The sequence below is a fragment of the Centipeda sp. (in: firmicutes) genome (genome assembly GCF_057271695.1).
Window position 1 is genome coordinate 1 of sequence record NZ_DBHIVL010000050.1, and the last position, 16,636, is coordinate 16,636.

Annotated in this window: 20 protein-coding genes; 15 read left to right on the top strand and 5 right to left on the bottom strand. The window is 50.5% G+C overall.

Annotated features, from left to right (window positions below; all coding sequences use genetic code 11):
- Positions 1-58: 58 nt before the first annotated feature.
- The 3 genes from ACO6BQ_RS08365 to ACO6BQ_RS08375 are packed head-to-tail and all read right to left on the bottom strand — an operon-like array spanning position 59 to position 3,283.
- The gene (locus tag ACO6BQ_RS08365; protein ID WP_489120410.1) at positions 59-1,900 is read right to left on the bottom strand and encodes an AAA family ATPase; all 1,842 of its coding nucleotides are present in this window, start codon (positions 1,898-1,900) and stop codon (positions 59-61) included.
- Positions 1,893-2,378: an ABC-three component system middle component 2 gene (locus ACO6BQ_RS08370; protein ID WP_009440589.1), complete on the bottom strand. Its 486-nt coding sequence runs from the start codon at positions 2,376-2,378 to the stop codon at positions 1,893-1,895. Before ACO6BQ_RS08370 ends, ACO6BQ_RS08365 begins: the two co-directional genes overlap by 8 nt.
- A complete protein-coding gene (locus ACO6BQ_RS08375) occupies positions 2,351-3,283 on the bottom strand; it encodes an ABC-three component system protein (RefSeq protein ID WP_066848291.1) in 933 nt (310 codons plus the stop codon). Before ACO6BQ_RS08375 ends, ACO6BQ_RS08370 begins: the two co-directional genes overlap by 28 nt.
- 597 nt (positions 3,284-3,880) lie before the next feature.
- Between ACO6BQ_RS08375 and ACO6BQ_RS08380 the strand changes: the two genes are divergently transcribed.
- From ACO6BQ_RS08380 to ACO6BQ_RS08450, 15 genes are all read left to right on the top strand, one after another.
- On the top strand, positions 3,881-4,537 hold the full coding sequence (locus ACO6BQ_RS08380) for an RNA polymerase sigma factor (protein WP_489120411.1): 657 nt from the start codon (positions 3,881-3,883) through the stop codon (positions 4,535-4,537).
- A gap of 86 nt (positions 4,538-4,623) precedes the next feature.
- Positions 4,624-4,920, top strand: a complete 297-nt coding sequence (locus ACO6BQ_RS08385) for an NAD-dependent DNA ligase (protein ID WP_489120412.1) — start codon at positions 4,624-4,626, stop codon at positions 4,918-4,920.
- A complete protein-coding gene (locus ACO6BQ_RS08390) occupies positions 4,910-6,034 on the top strand; it encodes a DUF2800 domain-containing protein (protein ID WP_489120413.1) in 1,125 nt (374 codons plus the stop codon). Before ACO6BQ_RS08385 ends, ACO6BQ_RS08390 begins: the two co-directional genes overlap by 11 nt.
- Before the next feature lie 12 nt (positions 6,035-6,046).
- Positions 6,047-6,607 (top strand): DUF2815 family protein, encoded by a 561-nt coding sequence (locus ACO6BQ_RS08395; RefSeq protein ID WP_489120414.1) that lies wholly within the window; start codon positions 6,047-6,049, stop codon positions 6,605-6,607.
- Positions 6,608-6,675: 68 nt separating this feature from the next.
- On the top strand, positions 6,676-8,628 hold the full coding sequence (locus tag ACO6BQ_RS08400; protein WP_489120415.1) for a DNA polymerase: 1,953 nt from the start codon (positions 6,676-6,678) through the stop codon (positions 8,626-8,628).
- Positions 8,629-8,737: 109 nt separating this feature from the next.
- Positions 8,738-8,941 carry a hypothetical protein gene (locus tag ACO6BQ_RS08405; RefSeq protein ID WP_009442047.1) on the top strand — a complete coding sequence of 68 codons (204 nt, stop codon included), beginning with the start codon at positions 8,738-8,740 and terminating at the stop codon, positions 8,939-8,941.
- Positions 8,938-9,333 carry a DUF7768 domain-containing protein gene (locus ACO6BQ_RS08410; protein WP_489120416.1) on the top strand — a complete coding sequence of 132 codons (396 nt, stop codon included), beginning with the start codon at positions 8,938-8,940 and terminating at the stop codon, positions 9,331-9,333. Before ACO6BQ_RS08405 ends, ACO6BQ_RS08410 begins: the two co-directional genes overlap by 4 nt.
- Complete coding sequence (locus ACO6BQ_RS08415) at positions 9,330-9,929, top strand: PDDEXK family nuclease (RefSeq protein ID WP_489120417.1); 600 nt, start codon at positions 9,330-9,332, stop codon at positions 9,927-9,929. The genes ACO6BQ_RS08410 and ACO6BQ_RS08415 overlap by 4 nt, the downstream gene beginning before the upstream one ends.
- Entirely contained in the window at positions 9,926-12,256 is a 2,331-nt protein-coding gene (locus ACO6BQ_RS08420) for a virulence-associated E family protein (protein ID WP_489120418.1), read from the top strand. The genes ACO6BQ_RS08415 and ACO6BQ_RS08420 overlap by 4 nt, the downstream gene beginning before the upstream one ends.
- Positions 12,257-12,471: 215 nt before the next feature.
- Positions 12,472-12,753, top strand: coding sequence for a PDDEXK family nuclease (locus tag ACO6BQ_RS08425; protein ID WP_314826468.1), 282 nt, complete (start codon positions 12,472-12,474; stop codon positions 12,751-12,753).
- Positions 12,746-13,423 carry an ORF6N domain-containing protein gene (locus ACO6BQ_RS08430; RefSeq protein WP_489120419.1) on the top strand — a complete coding sequence of 226 codons (678 nt, stop codon included), beginning with the start codon at positions 12,746-12,748 and terminating at the stop codon, positions 13,421-13,423. The genes ACO6BQ_RS08425 and ACO6BQ_RS08430 overlap by 8 nt, the downstream gene beginning before the upstream one ends.
- Before the next feature lie 37 nt (positions 13,424-13,460).
- Complete coding sequence (locus ACO6BQ_RS08435) at positions 13,461-14,804, top strand: SNF2-related protein (protein ID WP_489120420.1); 1,344 nt, start codon at positions 13,461-13,463, stop codon at positions 14,802-14,804.
- On the top strand, positions 14,801-15,013 hold the full coding sequence (locus tag ACO6BQ_RS08440; protein ID WP_489120421.1) for a hypothetical protein: 213 nt from the start codon (positions 14,801-14,803) through the stop codon (positions 15,011-15,013). Before ACO6BQ_RS08435 ends, ACO6BQ_RS08440 begins: the two co-directional genes overlap by 4 nt.
- The gene (locus ACO6BQ_RS08445; protein WP_489120422.1) at positions 15,010-15,450 is read left to right on the top strand and encodes a hypothetical protein; all 441 of its coding nucleotides are present in this window, start codon (positions 15,010-15,012) and stop codon (positions 15,448-15,450) included. The genes ACO6BQ_RS08440 and ACO6BQ_RS08445 overlap by 4 nt, the downstream gene beginning before the upstream one ends.
- A gap of 128 nt (positions 15,451-15,578) precedes the next feature.
- Entirely contained in the window at positions 15,579-15,932 is a 354-nt protein-coding gene (locus tag ACO6BQ_RS08450) for an HNH endonuclease signature motif containing protein (protein WP_489120423.1), read from the top strand.
- 22 nt (positions 15,933-15,954) lie between these two features.
- On the opposite strand, the gene ACO6BQ_RS08455 is transcribed toward ACO6BQ_RS08450, so the two are convergent.
- Complete coding sequence (locus ACO6BQ_RS08455; RefSeq protein WP_488786829.1) at positions 15,955-16,227, bottom strand: type II toxin-antitoxin system RelE/ParE family toxin; 273 nt, start codon at positions 16,225-16,227, stop codon at positions 15,955-15,957.
- On the bottom strand, positions 16,220-16,513 hold the full coding sequence (locus tag ACO6BQ_RS08460; RefSeq protein ID WP_006696279.1) for a type II toxin-antitoxin system RelB/DinJ family antitoxin: 294 nt from the start codon (positions 16,511-16,513) through the stop codon (positions 16,220-16,222). Before ACO6BQ_RS08460 ends, ACO6BQ_RS08455 begins: the two co-directional genes overlap by 8 nt.
- Positions 16,514-16,636 lie beyond the last annotated feature (123 nt).

The following is a 16,636-nucleotide window of genomic DNA, read 5'->3' on the forward strand; positions in this document are numbered from 1 at the left end:
TGTAATATTTCGGAGCTCAATCGTGCAACAAAAGAATTTTTCAGTGTTTCCCTAAGAATTATTGATCTTCCGCATTATACACATCATTCAAAAATCCATACCTACCTTTTTCTTTGTTTCTAGAGAATTGAATAACATGGACAGCATTTTCCTCACTGTCAGTGGGAATGAAGGGCATACGTTTTGTTTGCTCAACAATGATGACCTGTCGTTCGTGGGCATTAGAGATGAGATACTTTATGAAATTTTGTTTTATGGTATCGTTTTGTTCTTTATGTTCCGCTTCAGAGAGCTGCGTCAAGGAGGAATCGACTGCATAGAAGCCGGGAGCATTCCTTCCAAGATCAATGAGGTATGAACTCATCGCCATTGTTGTGATTGTGTTCAGTAGCCCGCAGAAGCCTCCGCCCATTGAGACAGATTTTTTTAGCCCATCAATCTCAATGTCGAAGTTTTCCATGTTAAGTCTTGCTGAATTCGCTCCTCCAATATGGGAGGCTTTCAAAATCTGACGAAGCTTCTCTTCAAAGCCTTTGATGAGATCGTAGTCATAATCCTCGAACACATTATACTTCGAGGGGCGCGATATTTCTTCTGTTTCCTTGTTGAACAACTCACTACTGTACTGTATTTCGTCTTGACGGACAAAATCGAGCTCTCCTGAAAGTCGTATCAGTTTTAGATGTTGTTCAAGTTTTTCTTCAAAAGAACTTAATTGAGGTTGTAATTGGTTAGTAATCAGAGTATCAATAGCATCCTTCTTTTCTTCTAATGTTCTGATTGTGGTAATGATCGTTTTTTGTTGATGATTGACGTCCTGCTGAGCAATATTCAGTTCGGATAGATGATGTTTAATTTTTTCAAGCTCAGCTGCAGATGCTTCAATAAAAGATGTGCTCTGTACACGTTCTGCATATTCACCGCAGATAGGGCACTTAACTTTTTTTCGGATAGGTGAGATACTCGCTGCGCCATCAACAATAAACTCGATTCGCCTGATATCAGCTTGATACTGTTGGTGTAGGACAGAAAGATTATGTTCTACAGTTTTTGATTCGGAGAGTTTACCATTCCATGCATAGATTTCCGACATAATCTGCTGACTTTCTTTTGCAGCAGCATCCATTCGTGTCTGCAGGTCAGAAATCTCTTTTCGAATACGCTCGACGCTCGTACGAGGATCTGTGATACTTGAGGATGAGAGAGCAACTTCCAGTTTTTCTCGTCTGGCAGTGAGTTCCTTTATTTTTTCTTGGATGTATCCAATCACGGCCTTCTTTTTTGCTTCACTGATTTTAGGATCTTCTGTTGCAATAAGGGAATTGGCATCTTTCCCAGTTAATAAGTATAACAGTACGGATGCTGATGCCGTGGGACCCGGGCTATTGGGCGCCAGTAACACTGAGCTTTCTCTTGCAACATCTCCTTGTCGAATGAAAAACAGATGGAGCATACTTCTCCATGTTAGATCTTGAGTTTTAGTGCCTGTTTCTGCCGAACGAATAACATGCGGTTCATCAATTCCAAGCAAATGAAGATAGACAGCGTTGATATTCTTCTTGGCGTTATGACTTACGCTGTATGTACCATGCTCAACTGTTGGATCTGTGCCGCTGGCGAGAATTTTTGAATCACCTATTTTGCGCTTCAGAATAACGCTTCCTGTGCCTGTTGCCAAATGGAGCGTGACATACTCATAGCCGTATTGGTTATCAACAATTTTTGAAGGTCGGTTTTTCTTCGGGGAGAATCCGAATACATAATCCAAGCAGTCCATGATGAGGCTTTTTCCTGTATTGGAAGGCCCCAATATAAAATTCAAACCAGGTTTGAAATCAATGACGGTGTCTTTGTGCCATCCACCGGACACGATCAGTTTTTCAATATAAAATCTATTCATGTCCGACCTCCTTTAGTGATTGAACAGTAAGCTTGTTTATTTCTTTCAACATCGCCTTGGCATTTGCTCCATTAAACTTACTAAGTACAGCATGAGTCGCAATAATGTATTCTTTTGCATAGTCATTGTCAAATTGCTTACAGACCGCCATTCCAAGCTCTGTAATGGAGTATCTGTACCCGGTTGGGGTGGGAGATAGGCGAACATATCCATCCAGTACAAGGTTTTTTAAAGCAGAATCCACCATATGCTTTCTTGCTGGATATTCACTAAATCTGTAATCGCCATATCCATGCAGGTTTTCGTCCAGTAGACCAAAGTCTGATGCGTAAACAGAGATGAAATCTAATGCACTGACTTGTTGTTCATCTAATTTTGAAGGAAACAACTCTTTCAGCATGAGAAGAATACGGAGAGAAATTTCAAAGACTGAGCCAAGGGCGGATTCACTCATTGCTTCTTTCTTCTCCTTATCCATGCAAGTTTACCGTCGTTCACAAGATGATGGCATACACCTTTTTTGATTTTTCCACCGATCCAATATGGAGATGCGCTGAGAACATAGTTTGTCATCGGTGTGGTGACTGCCTGCTCCATTACTGCAAGCATACGCTCATAACCATTCGGGTGTGTTCGTTTTGCTGTGTCTGTCACGCCGACAAGAGTTTCGGATTTCAAGACGTCAAATTGATCTGTTAGACTGCCACTGCCCAACTCTAATACTCCGCGCCGTATGCTTTCAGCCGCATAAAAATCGATACGGCGACCATTTAAATCCTCCTCATAGTCGGGAAATGATATAAGGTCATTCCTTGAAAACACATCCATGCCCTCGGCATCGCCGTATGCCAAAAACAACTCATCAATATATGTTTCCTCATTTTGAGTCGCTTCCTTAGGAACCGGTACATTAGCCGGACGGGGGAGCGACTTTATTTTTTCTTGGATGTCATTGATCAGCGTCAGATCTAAATCAGATTTTTGAGAGGGGGGAGATGAGGCAATATTGTTGATGATGTCTAAGATTATAGACTCTAACAGGTCTGCACATGCTGTGGCTGGATCATCACTTGAAATGTTATGTCTGACCAACCAAGCTGATATCTTGTCATAAGACGATGTATCATCCATTCTCTCCCATATCCAATGCGAGAATTTTTCCTTATCACGGTGGTCATAGAGATATTGTGCATCCTTTACTTGAATGAGGCGGATTCCTTTGATGTATCGATACTTTGTGTCATTCTGTCTCTTCAGTAGTTTACAGGCGTCCATTGCAGCATCTTGTATGAAATTCCCGATCAGCTCAGTGAAATAGTCATACTCCGATTTTCCATATGAAATATAGGCTGAAAGACCTGTAGCATATTCAGAAAAAGTCATGACTTATATTCCTCCTGTTTGAAGATTTCCTTTCTGTCCGAGAGCGTCCGGGAGTGTCCGTCCAGTCCGATTTTTAAATAAGCTATTTTGCTAAACTGCTATTAGTAAGTTGATTTTGTAGAAGTCCTCATCAAGCACAGCATATGAAATCTCTCTGTGAAGATAGTGCATAGAACTATTATAACACATTTCCAAGACAGTCCTTGCACCTTCGTCGTTTTATCCGGGGGGCAGAGGAAATCTAGTACATCTAAATTATAACACGAGCAAGAGTTTCTTTTCTCACTTTTGTGAGAAAAAAACAGAAAAAATTCTAATCAAAAAGCGGTGACCAAATCGGATGTATGTGTCCGCCTCTTTGTAGAGGGAGATTTTTAAGGATGTGGTAGGAAGAATCAAATTCGGTTTCCCTAAGTAAGTCAATCTGTTGTCCAAGATGGCCATAGGACGGCGGGATGCAAACAGGGATTCTGACAGCATACGAGCTTGTCAGTATTTCTATGCTCCCACCGTGCTTCTTTATGCCCATTTTTGGAGTGAAGCCCGTGTGTAGTTTTGCATCCTGCCGTTCGGCAAGAACGAAAGGAACGCAAAACTATGAAAATCCAGCTTAACGGTATCATCAAAGACTACTCCGCGCAGGAGGTCAAGGAACTCCTGCAGCAGGGACATCGTTTTCAGCACAGTAAGAAGCTGGGCGTGTATGTCCCCGTCCCGATTCAGATCCACGAAAACGGAAGAATCCGGGATACGGGCATGGATGAACTCGTCCGGCGGAAGACTGCCGGAGAAAAGTTCTTCAAGGCGTCGGGGCGGGCAATTTATGCACCTGTCGATGCTAATCAATACTCCGTCGTCATGCGCCCAATCTGGCGGGAGGATAAGCGGGAAAAGCGTGAGCAACACTGTATCTATGAAGGAAAGCCCTGCTGCGCCAACCGCAGCTGTGATGGATGCTCACATCCCGTGTATCGGACAATCTCTTTAGAACGTGCGGTGGAGGTCAATGACCCGGCACTTCCCGTCCATGAGGATGTCGCCGACACCGCAGTCCGCGAGGAGCGTAATCGCAGGCTGTACGAGGCTCTCGCCAAACTCGATCCCATCGACCATGAAATTCTTATCCGCAGGGCGGCGGGACAGTCTGAACGCGAGATTGCTGGTGCTGTCGGCTTCAAATCCAAAGAAAGTGTTCGTAAGCGTATGAAGAAATTCATGCCCAGACTGCAAGAGCAGATTGAGGATATTTTGTAAAATCTGGTGACCAGACTGCGGGCAGGTGTCCTCTTCTTTATAGGAAGGTGAAGATGCCCGCAGTTAATCGAAAGGAAGTGATACCTATGCGGGAACAGAATGAAGTCACAGCAGAGCTTGTGGCGACATTGCGCCGGCTCGTCGATGTCCTTGAGGAAATCGTACAGAGTTCTCAAGGCGAGGAGCAACCGAAGGTCTCGGAATCGGAGGAAGCCGCGCCGACACTTGAGGAGGTACGCACCGTGCTTGCGAAGCTCTCTGTCGAAGGGCACAGTGCCGCAGTCAAGTCTCTGATTGCAAAGTTCGGTGCGTCAAAACTCAGCGAGCTTGCGCCGGAGCATTATGCGGCACTCCTGAAGGAGGCTGAGAAGATTGGCACGTAAACACGCCGTCCTCTCGGCATCCTCTGCCGCACGTTGGATTGCCTGTCCGCCGTCGGCGCGGCTCAATGCGGCGCAACCCGACACGCCGAGTGAGTATGCCGCCCAAGGGACAGACGCGCATACGCTCTGCGAGTACAAACTCCGCAAGGCTCTGGGTAAGCAGGTGCGCGATCCGACCAAGAAGCTGTCTTCCTATGACAGTGAGATGGAAGAGTGTGCAGAATTCTATGCACAGTTCGTTATGGGGCTTGTGGCGCAGTTCCGCGAGGAGTCGAAGGATACGATGGTGTCCGTGGAGCAGCGTGTGGACTTCTCGGACTTTGTACCCGATGGGTTCGGCACAGCCGACACGCTCATCATCTCCGGCAAGACCGTCTGCATCGTGGACTACAAGCACGGCAAGGGAATCGAGGTCAGTGCCGAGCACAATCCGCAGATGATGTGCTACGCGCTCGGCTGCATCCAGATGTTCGACGGTCTGTATGACATCGAGTCAATCTGGATGATTATCTTCCAACCGAGACTCAGCAACATCTCGGAGTACACCATCTCGAAAGTAGACCTTCTGACATGGGCGGCAGATATGCTCGTTCCTGCCGCGAAGTTGGCACACGAAGGAGAAGGAGTGTTCTGCGCCGGAGCACACTGCCAGTTCTGCAAAATCAAGGCGACCTGCCGCAAGCGGGCAGAGTACAATCTGGAACTCGCCCGGTATGACTTCGAAATGCCACCGACACTGGAAGATTCGGAAGTAGAAGCGGTGCTTGCAAAGGCTGACACACTCGCCGCATGGGTCAGCGACATCAAGGAATACGCCCTGCAGCGGGCAATCCAAGGAAAACAGTGGACGGACTGGAAACTGGTCGAGGGTCGCTCGAATCGGAAATACACCGACGAGGCGGCGGTCGCCAAAACCGTCAAAGAAGCGGGCTTTGAGCCGTATGAACAGAAACTGCTCGGGATTACGGCAATGACTGGTCTGCTCGGAAAAAGTAAGTTTGAGGAACTGCTCGGCAGCCTCGTTGTCAAGCCGCAGGGGAAATCCACACTCGCTCCCATGAGCGACAAGCGGCCTGCGATGAATACCGCAGCAGATGATTTCAAGGAAAGTTGAGGAAAACACATCATGGCACAAGTTATCAATCCGACAAAAGTGATCACGGGTGTCAAGACACGTTGGAGCTATGCCAACGTCTGGCAGGCAAAGTCCATCAACGGCGGTACGCCGAAGTTCAGTGTCTCGCTTATTATTCCAAAGTCCGACACCAAGACGGTCACGGCGGTCAAGAACGCCATTCAGGCAGCATATGAGGAAGGGCAGTCGAAGCTCAAGGGTAACAGCAAATCCGTCCCCACGCTCACGGCGATCAAGACGCCGCTCCGTGATGGCGATGCGGAACGCCCGGACGATGAGGCGTATAAGGACAGCTACTTCATCAACGCAAACTCTGCGACCGCGCCCGGCATCGTGGATGCTGCCCGCAATCCGATCATCGAGCACTCGGAGGTCTACTCCGGCGTTTACGGACGAGCAAGCATCAACTTCTACGCATTCAACTCGAACGGCAGCAAGGGCATCGCTTGCGGACTGAACAACCTGCAGAAGATTTCCGACGGTGAGCCGCTCGGGGGCAAGACCCGCGCCGAAGATGACTTCGCCGATGAGGACGAGGACTTTCTCAGCTAAATAATAGTTGACCGACATGGGCAGCGGGGATTCCTCCTCGCTGCCTTTGTCACGGAAGGAGAACATACATGAAGTCCATTTCTATCGATCTTGAAACTCGGAGCAGTGTGGACATCAGCAAGAGCGGCGTATATCGTTACGCCGAAGCTGAGGACTTTGCGATACTGCTTTTCGCCTATGCCGTGGATGGAGGCGCGGTGGAGGTCATCGACCTCGTGGGTGGTGAGCAGATTCCGCAGGAAATTCTGGATGCTCTGACCGATGAGAGCGTCACCAAGTGGGCATTCAATGCCAACTTTGAGCGTGTGTGCCTGTCGCGTTACTTGTCGGACTTGGGGATCGCTCTGGATCCATTTCGAGACAATCATCCGCTCTCTACGGAGTGCGCTCACTTCCTGAATCCTCGTAGCTGGCGATGCACAATGGTCTGGTCTGCCTACATGGGACTGCCGCTCTCACTTGCCGCCGTCGGACGGGTGCTTGGACTGGAAGAGCAGAAAATGACGGAGGGCAAGGCTCTCATCCGTTATTTTTCAACGCCTCCGTTCCACGAACCCACGGGAGAGAAGTGGGAGCTGTTCAAGTCTTACAACCGCCGTGATGTCGAAGTGGAGATGGCGATTCAGAAGCGTCTCTTCAAACATCCTGTACCTCCGTCGGTGTGGGAGGAGTATGTACTCGACCAGGAGATCAATGACCGCGGGATACGTCTGGATATGTCCTTGGTGGAGAACGCCGTCCAGATCGACGTACACACGAAGGAGAGGTTGACGGACAGGCTGAAAGTTCTGACCGAGCTTGAGAATCCAAACAGTGTCACGCAGATGAAGGCATGGCTCAAGGAGCAGGGAGTTGAAACCGAGTCGCTCGACAAGAAGTCCGTGACTGACCTCCTTGCCAATGTTCCCGCTCCGCTGAAGGAAGTGTTGTCACTACGTCAGCAGCTTGCGAAATCCTCGGTGAAGAAATATCAGGCAATGCAGAATACCGTTTGCTCGGATGGTCGTGCACGGGGGATGTTCCAGTTCTATGGTGCGAACCGTACCGGGCGGTTTTCGGGACGCCACATTCAATTGCAAAATCTTCCTCAGAATCATCTCACCGACCTCGAATGCGCCCGTGCCCTTGTGCGGCAGGGAAATTATGCGGCACTGGAACTGCTCTATGACTCCGTGCCGGATGTTCTGTCACAGCTGATCCGTACTGCCTTTATCCCCAAGGAGGGCAGAAAATTCATCGTTGCGGACTTTTCTTCCATTGAAGCACGAGTGCTGTCATGGCTTGCCAAGGAGCGATGGCGTATGGATGTTTTTGAGGGTAACGGCGACATTTACTGCGCCACAGCAGGCAGGATGTTCCACTGCAATGTGGTGAAACACGGCGAGAACGGGCATCTTAGGCAAAAGGGGAAGCAGGCAGAACTGGCCTGTGGTTATGGCGGGTCCGTCGGTGCGCTGAAGGCATTCGGCGCATTGGAATCCGGGATGAAGGAAGATGAATTGAAATCGCTCGTGGATGCTTGGCGTGCTGCAAATACGAACATCGTAGAGTTCTGGTGGGCAGTCGACCGAGCCGCAAAGGGCTGCATCAAGGAACGCAGCACAAAGGTCACGCACGGCATCCGATTCATCTATCAGTGCGGCATGATGTTCGTTGATCTTCCGAGCGGTCGCAGACTCGCCTACGTGAAGCCCCGCATCGGAGAGAATCAGTTTGGCGGCGAATCCGTCACTTACATGGGACTCAATCTCTCGAAAAAGTGGGCACGGATTGAATCTTACGGACCGAAGCTCGTGGAGAATGTCACGCAGGCGATCAGTCGCGACATTCTCTGCTATGCCATGCAAACGCTGCGGACGATGGACATTGTTGCACACGTCCATGATGAACTCATCATCGAATGCGACGAGCGAGTTTCTCTTTCTGCCATTTGTGAGCAGATGGCGCGAACCCCGCCTTGGGCAGACGGACTCCCGCTCCGTGCCGATGGTTTCGAGTGCCAATTCTATCAGAAAGATTGACTTCAATCCTCCCGTGAAAAATGGGAGGATTTTTGGTGACCAAAACCTCCCTGTTCGTCCTCTTATTGTTGAGAGGAACTAATCAGTTTTCAAAGGGAGGAAAGCCTTTATGTTCTATGTCAAGGAAAACATCAATGACGCTCTGGAGGTCACGGTGGAAATCAACGATGAGAATGTCTTTTGCCATTGTCCGCGCTGCGGAGCGGAAGTGCCTGTCGACCTCAACGAGTTTTTCGGCGATGCGGAGTTCGACCTCTTCGGCACGGCGATCTGCTGCACGGAGTGCAGCAGGAAGATGAGGTGCGAGAAATGATTGAGAGAAGAAATCACGAGGGCTATGCCGATCCTACAGCGCACGCAGCTCTCACCAAGGTATTCCGACAGAATCGGTTCACTTACATCTGCTCACCCTACCGGGACAGCCCGCACGTCAACGTCATGCGGGCGCGGCAGTACTGCAAGTTCGCTGTCAGCAGGGGGCGCATTCCGATTGCCCCGCATCTGTATTTCCCGCAGTTCCTGTCAGAGACAAACGAGCGTGGGAGAGTGATGTCCATGAACCTCGAACTTTTGCGGTTGTGCGGCGAAGTCTGGGTGTTTGGTGAGAGGATCACCGAGGGCATGGCAGCGGAGATTGCTCATGCCGAGAGACTGCGGAAGAACATCCGTTATTTTACCACGAAATGTGAGGAGGTTTCGCCATGAAGGTAATAGAGACAGAATACAAGGGCTATCTTTTCCGCTCACGCTTGGAGGCGCGGTGGGCAGTGTTCTTTGATGCCTGCGGTGTTCGTTGGGAATACGAGCCGGAGGGCATCATCCTCAGCGATGATTCATGGTATCTTCCAGACTTTTATCTTCCCGATTTTCACTGCTACTTCGAGGTGAAGAGAAACAGTGCCAAAGGGTCTGATGAAGGGGAAAAGGCTATCTGGAAAATATCAAACGGTCAGTACACTGATGAGTGGGCGGGTATCATCGCCTTTGGCGATCCGATGGATGATGATCTTTATATCTTCTGCCAAGAAAGCGATGATGGCGGTGCTGGCTGCTATGATAACCCGGTAACAATCGGTCTCCATCCAGAAACACTAGAGCCGTGTCTCTTTGCCTATAATGACAGGCGTGACCGCAGTTTTCTGACGACATTCAGCGAGAACTCCGAGTATATCCCGATGGAAACAAACGAATACGGGAGATACAGCTATAAGGACTTTGTGAGCAGGCGAGTTTACGAAGCTAGGAAAATCGCGAGACAGGCACGTTTCGAACACGGCGAGAGGCCGAGGAGGTACAGATGAGAGACTTGGCGATTGCCTACGGAAATAGCCGTCAGGCAAAGAAGTGGGTGAATAAGACAATCCGGTATGCGGATTTGAAAGAACGGCTCAAGGTTACCATCCGCACTGCGGAGTCTGCAGAAGAATATGCAAAGATGAGCAAAGCGCAGAGGGATGCGGCGAAAGACCACGGCGGATTCGTGGGGGGCGCATTGAAAGGCGGTCGTCGCAAGGTTGATGCCGTGGAACTGCGCTCAATGGTCGCTCTGGACGGTGACCGCATTGATAAAGCATTTCTCAATGCCTATGAACAGAACACACCGTATACTTCGTGCCTGTATACCACGCATTCCAGTACGGAGGAAGATCCCCGCATAAGACTGGTGTTCCCGTTGCTGCGGGATGTCACAGCGGAGGAGTTCGTGGCAGTGTCCCGGTATCTGGCGCAGATGATGGGCATTGACTTTTTTGATGAATGTTCCTATCAGCCGAATCAGCTGATGTACTGGCCGTCGTCTCCGCAGAACGGCGTATTTGTCTTCAAAGAAGTGGAAAAGGAATGGCTCGACCCGGATGCGATCCTGTCGGCGCACCCGGAATGGACGGATCCGACGAGGCTTCCCACATCCTCTCGTGAGAGCAAGGCGAATCAGGTCACGCAGCAGAAGGTGCAGGATCCTCTTGAAAAAGAAGGTACAGTCGGAACCTTCAACCGGGTATTCTTTCCTGTCACCCGTGCTCTTGAAACCTTTCTTGCCGGCGTATACGAGCCGACCGAGAGCGAAAGCCGCTGGCATCTCATCGCTTCCAGCAGCATTGCGGGCGTGGAGATCAAGGATGAAAAGTTTGTCTATTCCCACCATGCGAAAGATCCGGCATATCTGAAACTCTGTAATGCCTTCGATATCGTCCGCGTCCACAAGTTCGGTGATCTGGATGATAAGGCATCCTTCCGCGCCATGTGCGATTTTGCCATGCGGCAGGATGAGGTCAAGATCGTGGCGGCAAACGAGCGACTGAGTGAGGCAGAAAAAGACTTTGCGGAATCTGTCGATGACGAGTGGAAGAAACGTCTGCAGCGCAATAAGAACGGTGTACTGGAAAACAACCTCCACAATATCCGGCTCATCATGGAGAACGATCCGTACATGAAGAACATCGTGTTCAACCAGCTGGCGGACGGCATGGAGATTCGCGGCGCGGTTCCGTGGAAACATCCTGCGCGGTTCTGGCGGGATGCGGACGATGCACAGCTCATCTGCTATATTGACGCAAGCTACGGATCCTTTTCACAGAGAAATTATGACATTGCCGTGACCAAGGCCGCAGATGACCGCTCCTACCATCCGATCAAGGAGTATTTCGACGGTCTGCCGGTGTGGGACGAGATGCCGAGAGTGGACACCGTCCTGATTGATTATCTGGGGGCGCAGGACAACGCCTACGTCCGCGCTGTGACCAGAAAGGCACTTTGCGCGGCATATATGCGTATCTATCATCCCGGCATCAAATTCGACTACATCACAGTGCTCAACGGAAATCAGGGCATCGGGAAATCCACGCTGATCGCCAAACTCGGCATGGAGTGGTTCGCCGACAGCTTGACGCTTTCCGACATGAACGACAAGACGGCAGCGGAGAAGCTGCAGGGTTACTGGATTCATGAAATCGGCGAGATGGCAGGCATGAAGAAAGCCGAGCTAGAGAAGGTCAAAGCCTTTGTATCGAGGCAGGATGATAAGTATCGCGCGTCTTTTGGCAGACGAGTCACACCCCATCCGAGGCAGTGCATCTTCTTCGGCACGACCAACAGCGAGAAAGGGTATCTTCGTGACATCACGGGAAATCGCAGGTTCTGGAACGTCAAGGTCACGGGCGAAGGCAGGATGAAGCCTTGGAATCTCGATCAGGAAACAGTGGATCAAATCTGGGCGGAGGTCATCGTTCTTTCCAATGCCGGAGAAGATCTGTTTCTCGACCATGCCTTGGAAGACTATGCCCGAAAAGAGCAGTCCGAGGCGATGGAGCAGGATGATCGTGAAGGTCTCGTCGCATGGTATCTTGATATGCTTCTGCCGGAGACATGGGACACGATGGATGTGCATCAGAGAAGAGATTATGTGCAAGATCCGGACGGTCCTCTGAACGTCAAAGGCACGGTACGTCGGGAAACGGTTTCCAACATCGAGATATGGTGCGAATGCTTTGGCAAAGCGAAAGAGGACATCAAACCTGCGGACAGCTATGCCATATCGGCGATAATGGCTCGGTTTACCGACTGGTCGCGTCCCGAAACGAGACGGCGTATTCCGATATACGGTCTTCAGAGGCTCTATAAAAAGATGTGACAAAATGGTGTGACAAGGTGGTGCGTGTGACAACAGAGATAAAACTTGTCACACCTCCATCGAGGCATTTCGTGGCAGTTATGACGATTTGTGACGGACAAGACAGTAAATTCTATATAAGAGAAAAACAGTAAATATATACCCATAAGGGGAAACCGCGCACATATACGCGCGTATAGGATTTTTAGTCACTGTCGTCACAGAGGGAGAACAGGATGCGGGAAAAAGACATTGAGCAGAAACTTGCAGCAAGAACCAGAGCGATGGGCGGCATCGCTCCGAAGTTCACCTCGCCGGGATTCGATGGAATGCCCGACCGACTGGTGCTTCTGCCCGGCGGCAGAATGGGCTTTGTGGAACTGAAAGCACCGGGGAAGAAGCCGAGAGCCTTGCAGCTGGCACGGCACAGGCTGCTTCGGCGGCTTGGATTCAAGGTGTATGTGATTGACAAGATAGATCAAATTGACAGCGTATTGGAGGAAATCGACCATGAATGAACTTATGGTATTGGAACACAACAGCATCCGTGTCATGACCACGGAGCAGCTTGCCGAGGCGTATGGATGCGCCCCGAAGCAGATTCAGCAGAACTTCAACAACAACCGTGTGCGATTTATTGCGGGGAAACACTTTTTTGTTCTGGAAGGGCAGGATTTACAGACCTTCCGTTTGCAGGTCGAAAATATCGAACTGCAAATTTCCCCGAAAACACGTCATCTGTATCTCTGGACGGAGAGAGGCGCTGCCCGTCACAGCAAGATGCTTGGGACGGAGCGGGCGTGGGATGTATTTGAACAGCTCGAAGACAGTTACTTCAAAGTTGCGAAGAACATGACACCCGAGGAATTTCTGCTGTGCAGCGCACAGCGAATGGTGGAACAGGCAAGGGCGATCAAGGCGGCAAATGCCCGGATCGACAAGGTGGATGAGCGGCTTCTTGAGGTCGAATCCAAGCAGATGACTATCGATGAGCACCACTACACCATCATCGGCTATGCCAATCTCATGGGAGTTCGTGGCGTGAGTCGGGATGCCGCCGCAAGACTCGGACGCAAAGCCTCGGCAATGTCCAGAAAGCAGGGCTATCACATCGGCAAGGAGTACGACGCCAAGTACGGCATGGTAAACACCTATCATGTGGATGTGCTTCAGGAAGTGTTTCGGTAATGGAAAAGTTGATTTTACAGATCGGAGGTGATGTCCCGTGAAGTTCATACCGCATGATTACCAGCAGTACGCCATCGACTTTATCGAAAGCCATCCGACTGCCGCCGTACTCCTGGATATGGGACTTGGGAAAACGGTGATTACTCTCACGGCCCTCAACGACCTGCTCTTTGACCATTTTGAGATTTCTCGCGTTCTCGTTATTGCACCGCTTCGTGTGGCACGGAATACATGGCCGCAGGAGATCGGCAAGTGGGAGCATCTGAATCATATCCGCTATTCCGTTGCAGTCGGTACGGAGAAAGAACGCCTTCATGCACTTCGGCAGCGAGCCTCCCTCTACATCATCAACCGTGAGAATGTGCCATGGCTCGTGGAGAAAACAGACTTCACCTACGATGCCATCGTGATTGACGAACTCTCGTCCTTCAAGAATTGGAGCAGTAAACGCTTCAAGGCACTCATGAAGGTTCGCCCATTGGCGAAGAGAGTCATCGGGCTGACGGGAACGCCATCCGGCAACGGCTTGATGGATCTCTTTGCAGAGTTCAAGGTACTCGACATGGGACGGCGACTGGGGCGATTCATTACGAAGTATCGGCAGGATTACTTCACGCCGGACAAGCGCAACGGACAGGTGGTGTTCTCCTACGCGCCACTTCCCGGAGCCGAGGAGCGAATCTATGAGAAGATTGCCGACATAACCATCTCCATGAAAGCCGCAGATCACCTCAAGATGCCGGAGCTGATCGAGAGCGAATACAGCGTCCGCATGAATGAGGAAGAGAAGAAAATGTATGCCGCAATGTGCGAGCAGTTGGTCTTACAGATGAAGGGCGACGAGGTGACGGCGGCAAATGCCGGAGTCCTGTCCGGGAAACTCGCCCAGATGGCGAATGGTGCGGTTTACACCGACGATGGAACTACCCTGCATATCCACGACCACAAACTGGATGCCTTGGAGGACATCGTAGAGAGCATGAACGGCAAGCCTCTTCTGGTGGCGTATTGGTTCAGGCATGATGCAGAGCGCATTGAAAAGCGTGTGACGTGTGTGCGACTGGATACAGATGACGCCATCGCCCGTTGGAATCGCGGAGAGATCACCGTTGCTCTCATCCATCCTGCAAGTGCAGGGCATGGACTCAATCTTCAGAGCGGCGGCTCGACCTTGGTGTGGTTCGGTATCACATGGAGCTTGGAACTCTATCAGCAGACCGTGGCACGGCTCTATCGGCAGGGGCAGACAGCGAAAACAGTGGTGGTGCAGCACATCATCGCCGAGGGCACGATTGACGAGAGAATCCTCCGTGCCTTGAAACGGAAGGACAAGACACAGGTGGCACTGATTGAAGCCGTCAAAGCGGAGGTAACATCATGAACTATGAGATTCTGGCAAATGCCATTGTCGAACAGGCGGCGAAGGATTATCGGTGGGCGCGGACGGCACTCGGCAAAGACCCGGAGAATGTTGCGGCGGCAGCGATGCGCTCTGAGACAGAGCGGTTCTTTCATTCCGCATGGTTCGGACAGCTGACAAGCATAGACGGAGAATGGCTGCTTGAAAAGTTGGAGGGGGAATTTGCATGACCGCAAAGGAATATCTCAGTCAGGCATGGAACATTGATCGGCGCATCAATGATAAGGTTGCCCATGTGTCGCAGCTGCGTGATATGGCGATGAATGTGAGCGCCGTCATCAGCGATATGCCGAGGAGTCCGAGTCCGAACAATCAGCGGATGGAAAACATCATTGCGCGACTGACCGACACGGAAGAGGAAATCAATGCAGACATCGACCGTCTGGTGACTTTGAAACTTGAGATTATGAATACGATCTGGCAGGTCACGGATGAAAATGCCCAGATGGTACTTGAGCGACGTTACCACCGTTTCAAATCGTGGGAAGATATTGCAGCGGATATGAGCATCAGCATTCGGTGGGTACACAAGATTCATGGCAAGGCTCTGGATGAAGTTGAAAAAATTTTGGAAAAAAGACAGCAAAGTGCATCTGAGTTCACATAAGTTCACAAAGGTTCACGTTGCGTTCATAGGGTTGACAGTGATATGAGATAGTCAGCGAAAATAGGATATGGAATCAGCCTTCTCGGAGAAGCAATTCTCCGCGAGGGCTTTTTTGATGGAGAAGTGCAATGCCAAGAAAGCCGAAGCGCCCCTGCCGCATGACAGGCTGTCCGAATCTTACAGACCGAAAAAGCTGCTACTGCGAGGAGCACGAGAAAGTCATGCAGCGACATTACGAGCATTTTGTGCGCGGGTACAATCAGCATGAGAGGTATGGCAGCGTATGGCGCAGGATTCGTGACCGTCACTTGGCAGGGCATCCGCTCTGTGAGATGTGCAAAGAACAGGGGAGATACGTTCGCGCAACGCTCGTCCATCACATCAAGCCTCTCGCCGACGGCGGCACACATGACGAGAGCAATTTGATGTCGCTCTGCGCGTCATGTCATGAGAAGATTCACCAACGGAAGGCCGCAAAATAAAAAGCCGACTCCAATGAATCGGCTAGAAGAGATCGCTATGTGAACCCGTGCGGGAAGCGGTCAGAATCAGTTTTCCTTTGTCGATGGCATATACGAGTAGCCAGTCCGGCATGATGTGGCATTCACGAAAACCAATGTAATCGCCAACCAGAGCATGATCCCGATACCTTTCGGGCAGTTGTTTTTCCGCGCAGAGCATTTGCAGGACATCATCCAGCTTTTGTATATCTGCTCCACGTTTACGCAGCTTCTTTAAATCCTTGCGAAACTGCGTGGTGGTGACGAGATCAAGCATGAGCGTCCTCCGCATCCAGATCATCCATCAGTGCGGACAGCGACGGATAGCGCTTCGGCTCGATTTTGCCATCCATGATGTCGCGTGCTTCCTGCATGGCAAGAAGCGTTTCTCTGTTATAACGAGGCTGTTTCGGTTGGAAGGGAAAGCCTCCCTCCATGATGGATGCGTGCAGAAAGATGTTGATGGCGTCGGTCACGGAGATGCCAAAACTGGAAAAAACAGTTTCAGCCTGCGCTTTGATTGTCGGTTCGATGCGCATATTGATTGTTGCGGTCTTGGACATGATGGATAACCTCCTTTTGGTTATTGTAACGCGAAAGTGAAGCAAATGCAACACGATATTGCCCCCCTAGGGGGCGGTCAAATCTCTAAAACCGCGCCGTTACTGGACCGGGGAGGGGGCGTA

Coding starts and splice junctions, on each gene's coding strand:
- ACO6BQ_RS08430 (WP_489120419.1), top strand. CDS start 12,746: ATGAATGAACTTATGGTATTGGAACACAACAGCATCCGTGTCATGACC.
- ACO6BQ_RS08395 (WP_489120414.1), top strand. CDS start 6,047: ATGGCACAAGTTATCAATCCGACAAAAGTGATCACGGGTGTCAAGACA.
- ACO6BQ_RS08400 (WP_489120415.1), top strand. CDS start 6,676: ATGAAGTCCATTTCTATCGATCTTGAAACTCGGAGCAGTGTGGACATC.
- ACO6BQ_RS08405 (WP_009442047.1), top strand. CDS start 8,738: ATGTTCTATGTCAAGGAAAACATCAATGACGCTCTGGAGGTCACGGTG.
- ACO6BQ_RS08415 (WP_489120417.1), top strand. CDS start 9,330: ATGAAGGTAATAGAGACAGAATACAAGGGCTATCTTTTCCGCTCACGC.
- ACO6BQ_RS08385 (WP_489120412.1), top strand. CDS start 4,624: ATGCGGGAACAGAATGAAGTCACAGCAGAGCTTGTGGCGACATTGCGC.
- ACO6BQ_RS08455 (WP_488786829.1), bottom strand. CDS start 16,227: ATGCTTGATCTCGTCACCACCACGCAGTTTCGCAAGGATTTAAAGAAG.
- ACO6BQ_RS08410 (WP_489120416.1), top strand. CDS start 8,938: ATGATTGAGAGAAGAAATCACGAGGGCTATGCCGATCCTACAGCGCAC.
- ACO6BQ_RS08450 (WP_489120423.1), top strand. CDS start 15,579: ATGCCAAGAAAGCCGAAGCGCCCCTGCCGCATGACAGGCTGTCCGAAT.
- ACO6BQ_RS08445 (WP_489120422.1), top strand. CDS start 15,010: ATGACCGCAAAGGAATATCTCAGTCAGGCATGGAACATTGATCGGCGC.
- ACO6BQ_RS08375 (WP_066848291.1), bottom strand. CDS start 3,283: ATGACTTTTTCTGAATATGCTACAGGTCTTTCAGCCTATATTTCATAT.
- ACO6BQ_RS08380 (WP_489120411.1), top strand. CDS start 3,881: ATGAAAATCCAGCTTAACGGTATCATCAAAGACTACTCCGCGCAGGAG.
- ACO6BQ_RS08365 (WP_489120410.1), bottom strand. CDS start 1,900: ATGAATAGATTTTATATTGAAAAACTGATCGTGTCCGGTGGATGGCAC.
- ACO6BQ_RS08440 (WP_489120421.1), top strand. CDS start 14,801: ATGAACTATGAGATTCTGGCAAATGCCATTGTCGAACAGGCGGCGAAG.
- ACO6BQ_RS08425 (WP_314826468.1), top strand. CDS start 12,472: ATGCGGGAAAAAGACATTGAGCAGAAACTTGCAGCAAGAACCAGAGCG.
- ACO6BQ_RS08460 (WP_006696279.1), bottom strand. CDS start 16,513: ATGTCCAAGACCGCAACAATCAATATGCGCATCGAACCGACAATCAAA.
- ACO6BQ_RS08370 (WP_009440589.1), bottom strand. CDS start 2,378: ATGGATAAGGAGAAGAAAGAAGCAATGAGTGAATCCGCCCTTGGCTCA.
- ACO6BQ_RS08420 (WP_489120418.1), top strand. CDS start 9,926: ATGAGAGACTTGGCGATTGCCTACGGAAATAGCCGTCAGGCAAAGAAG.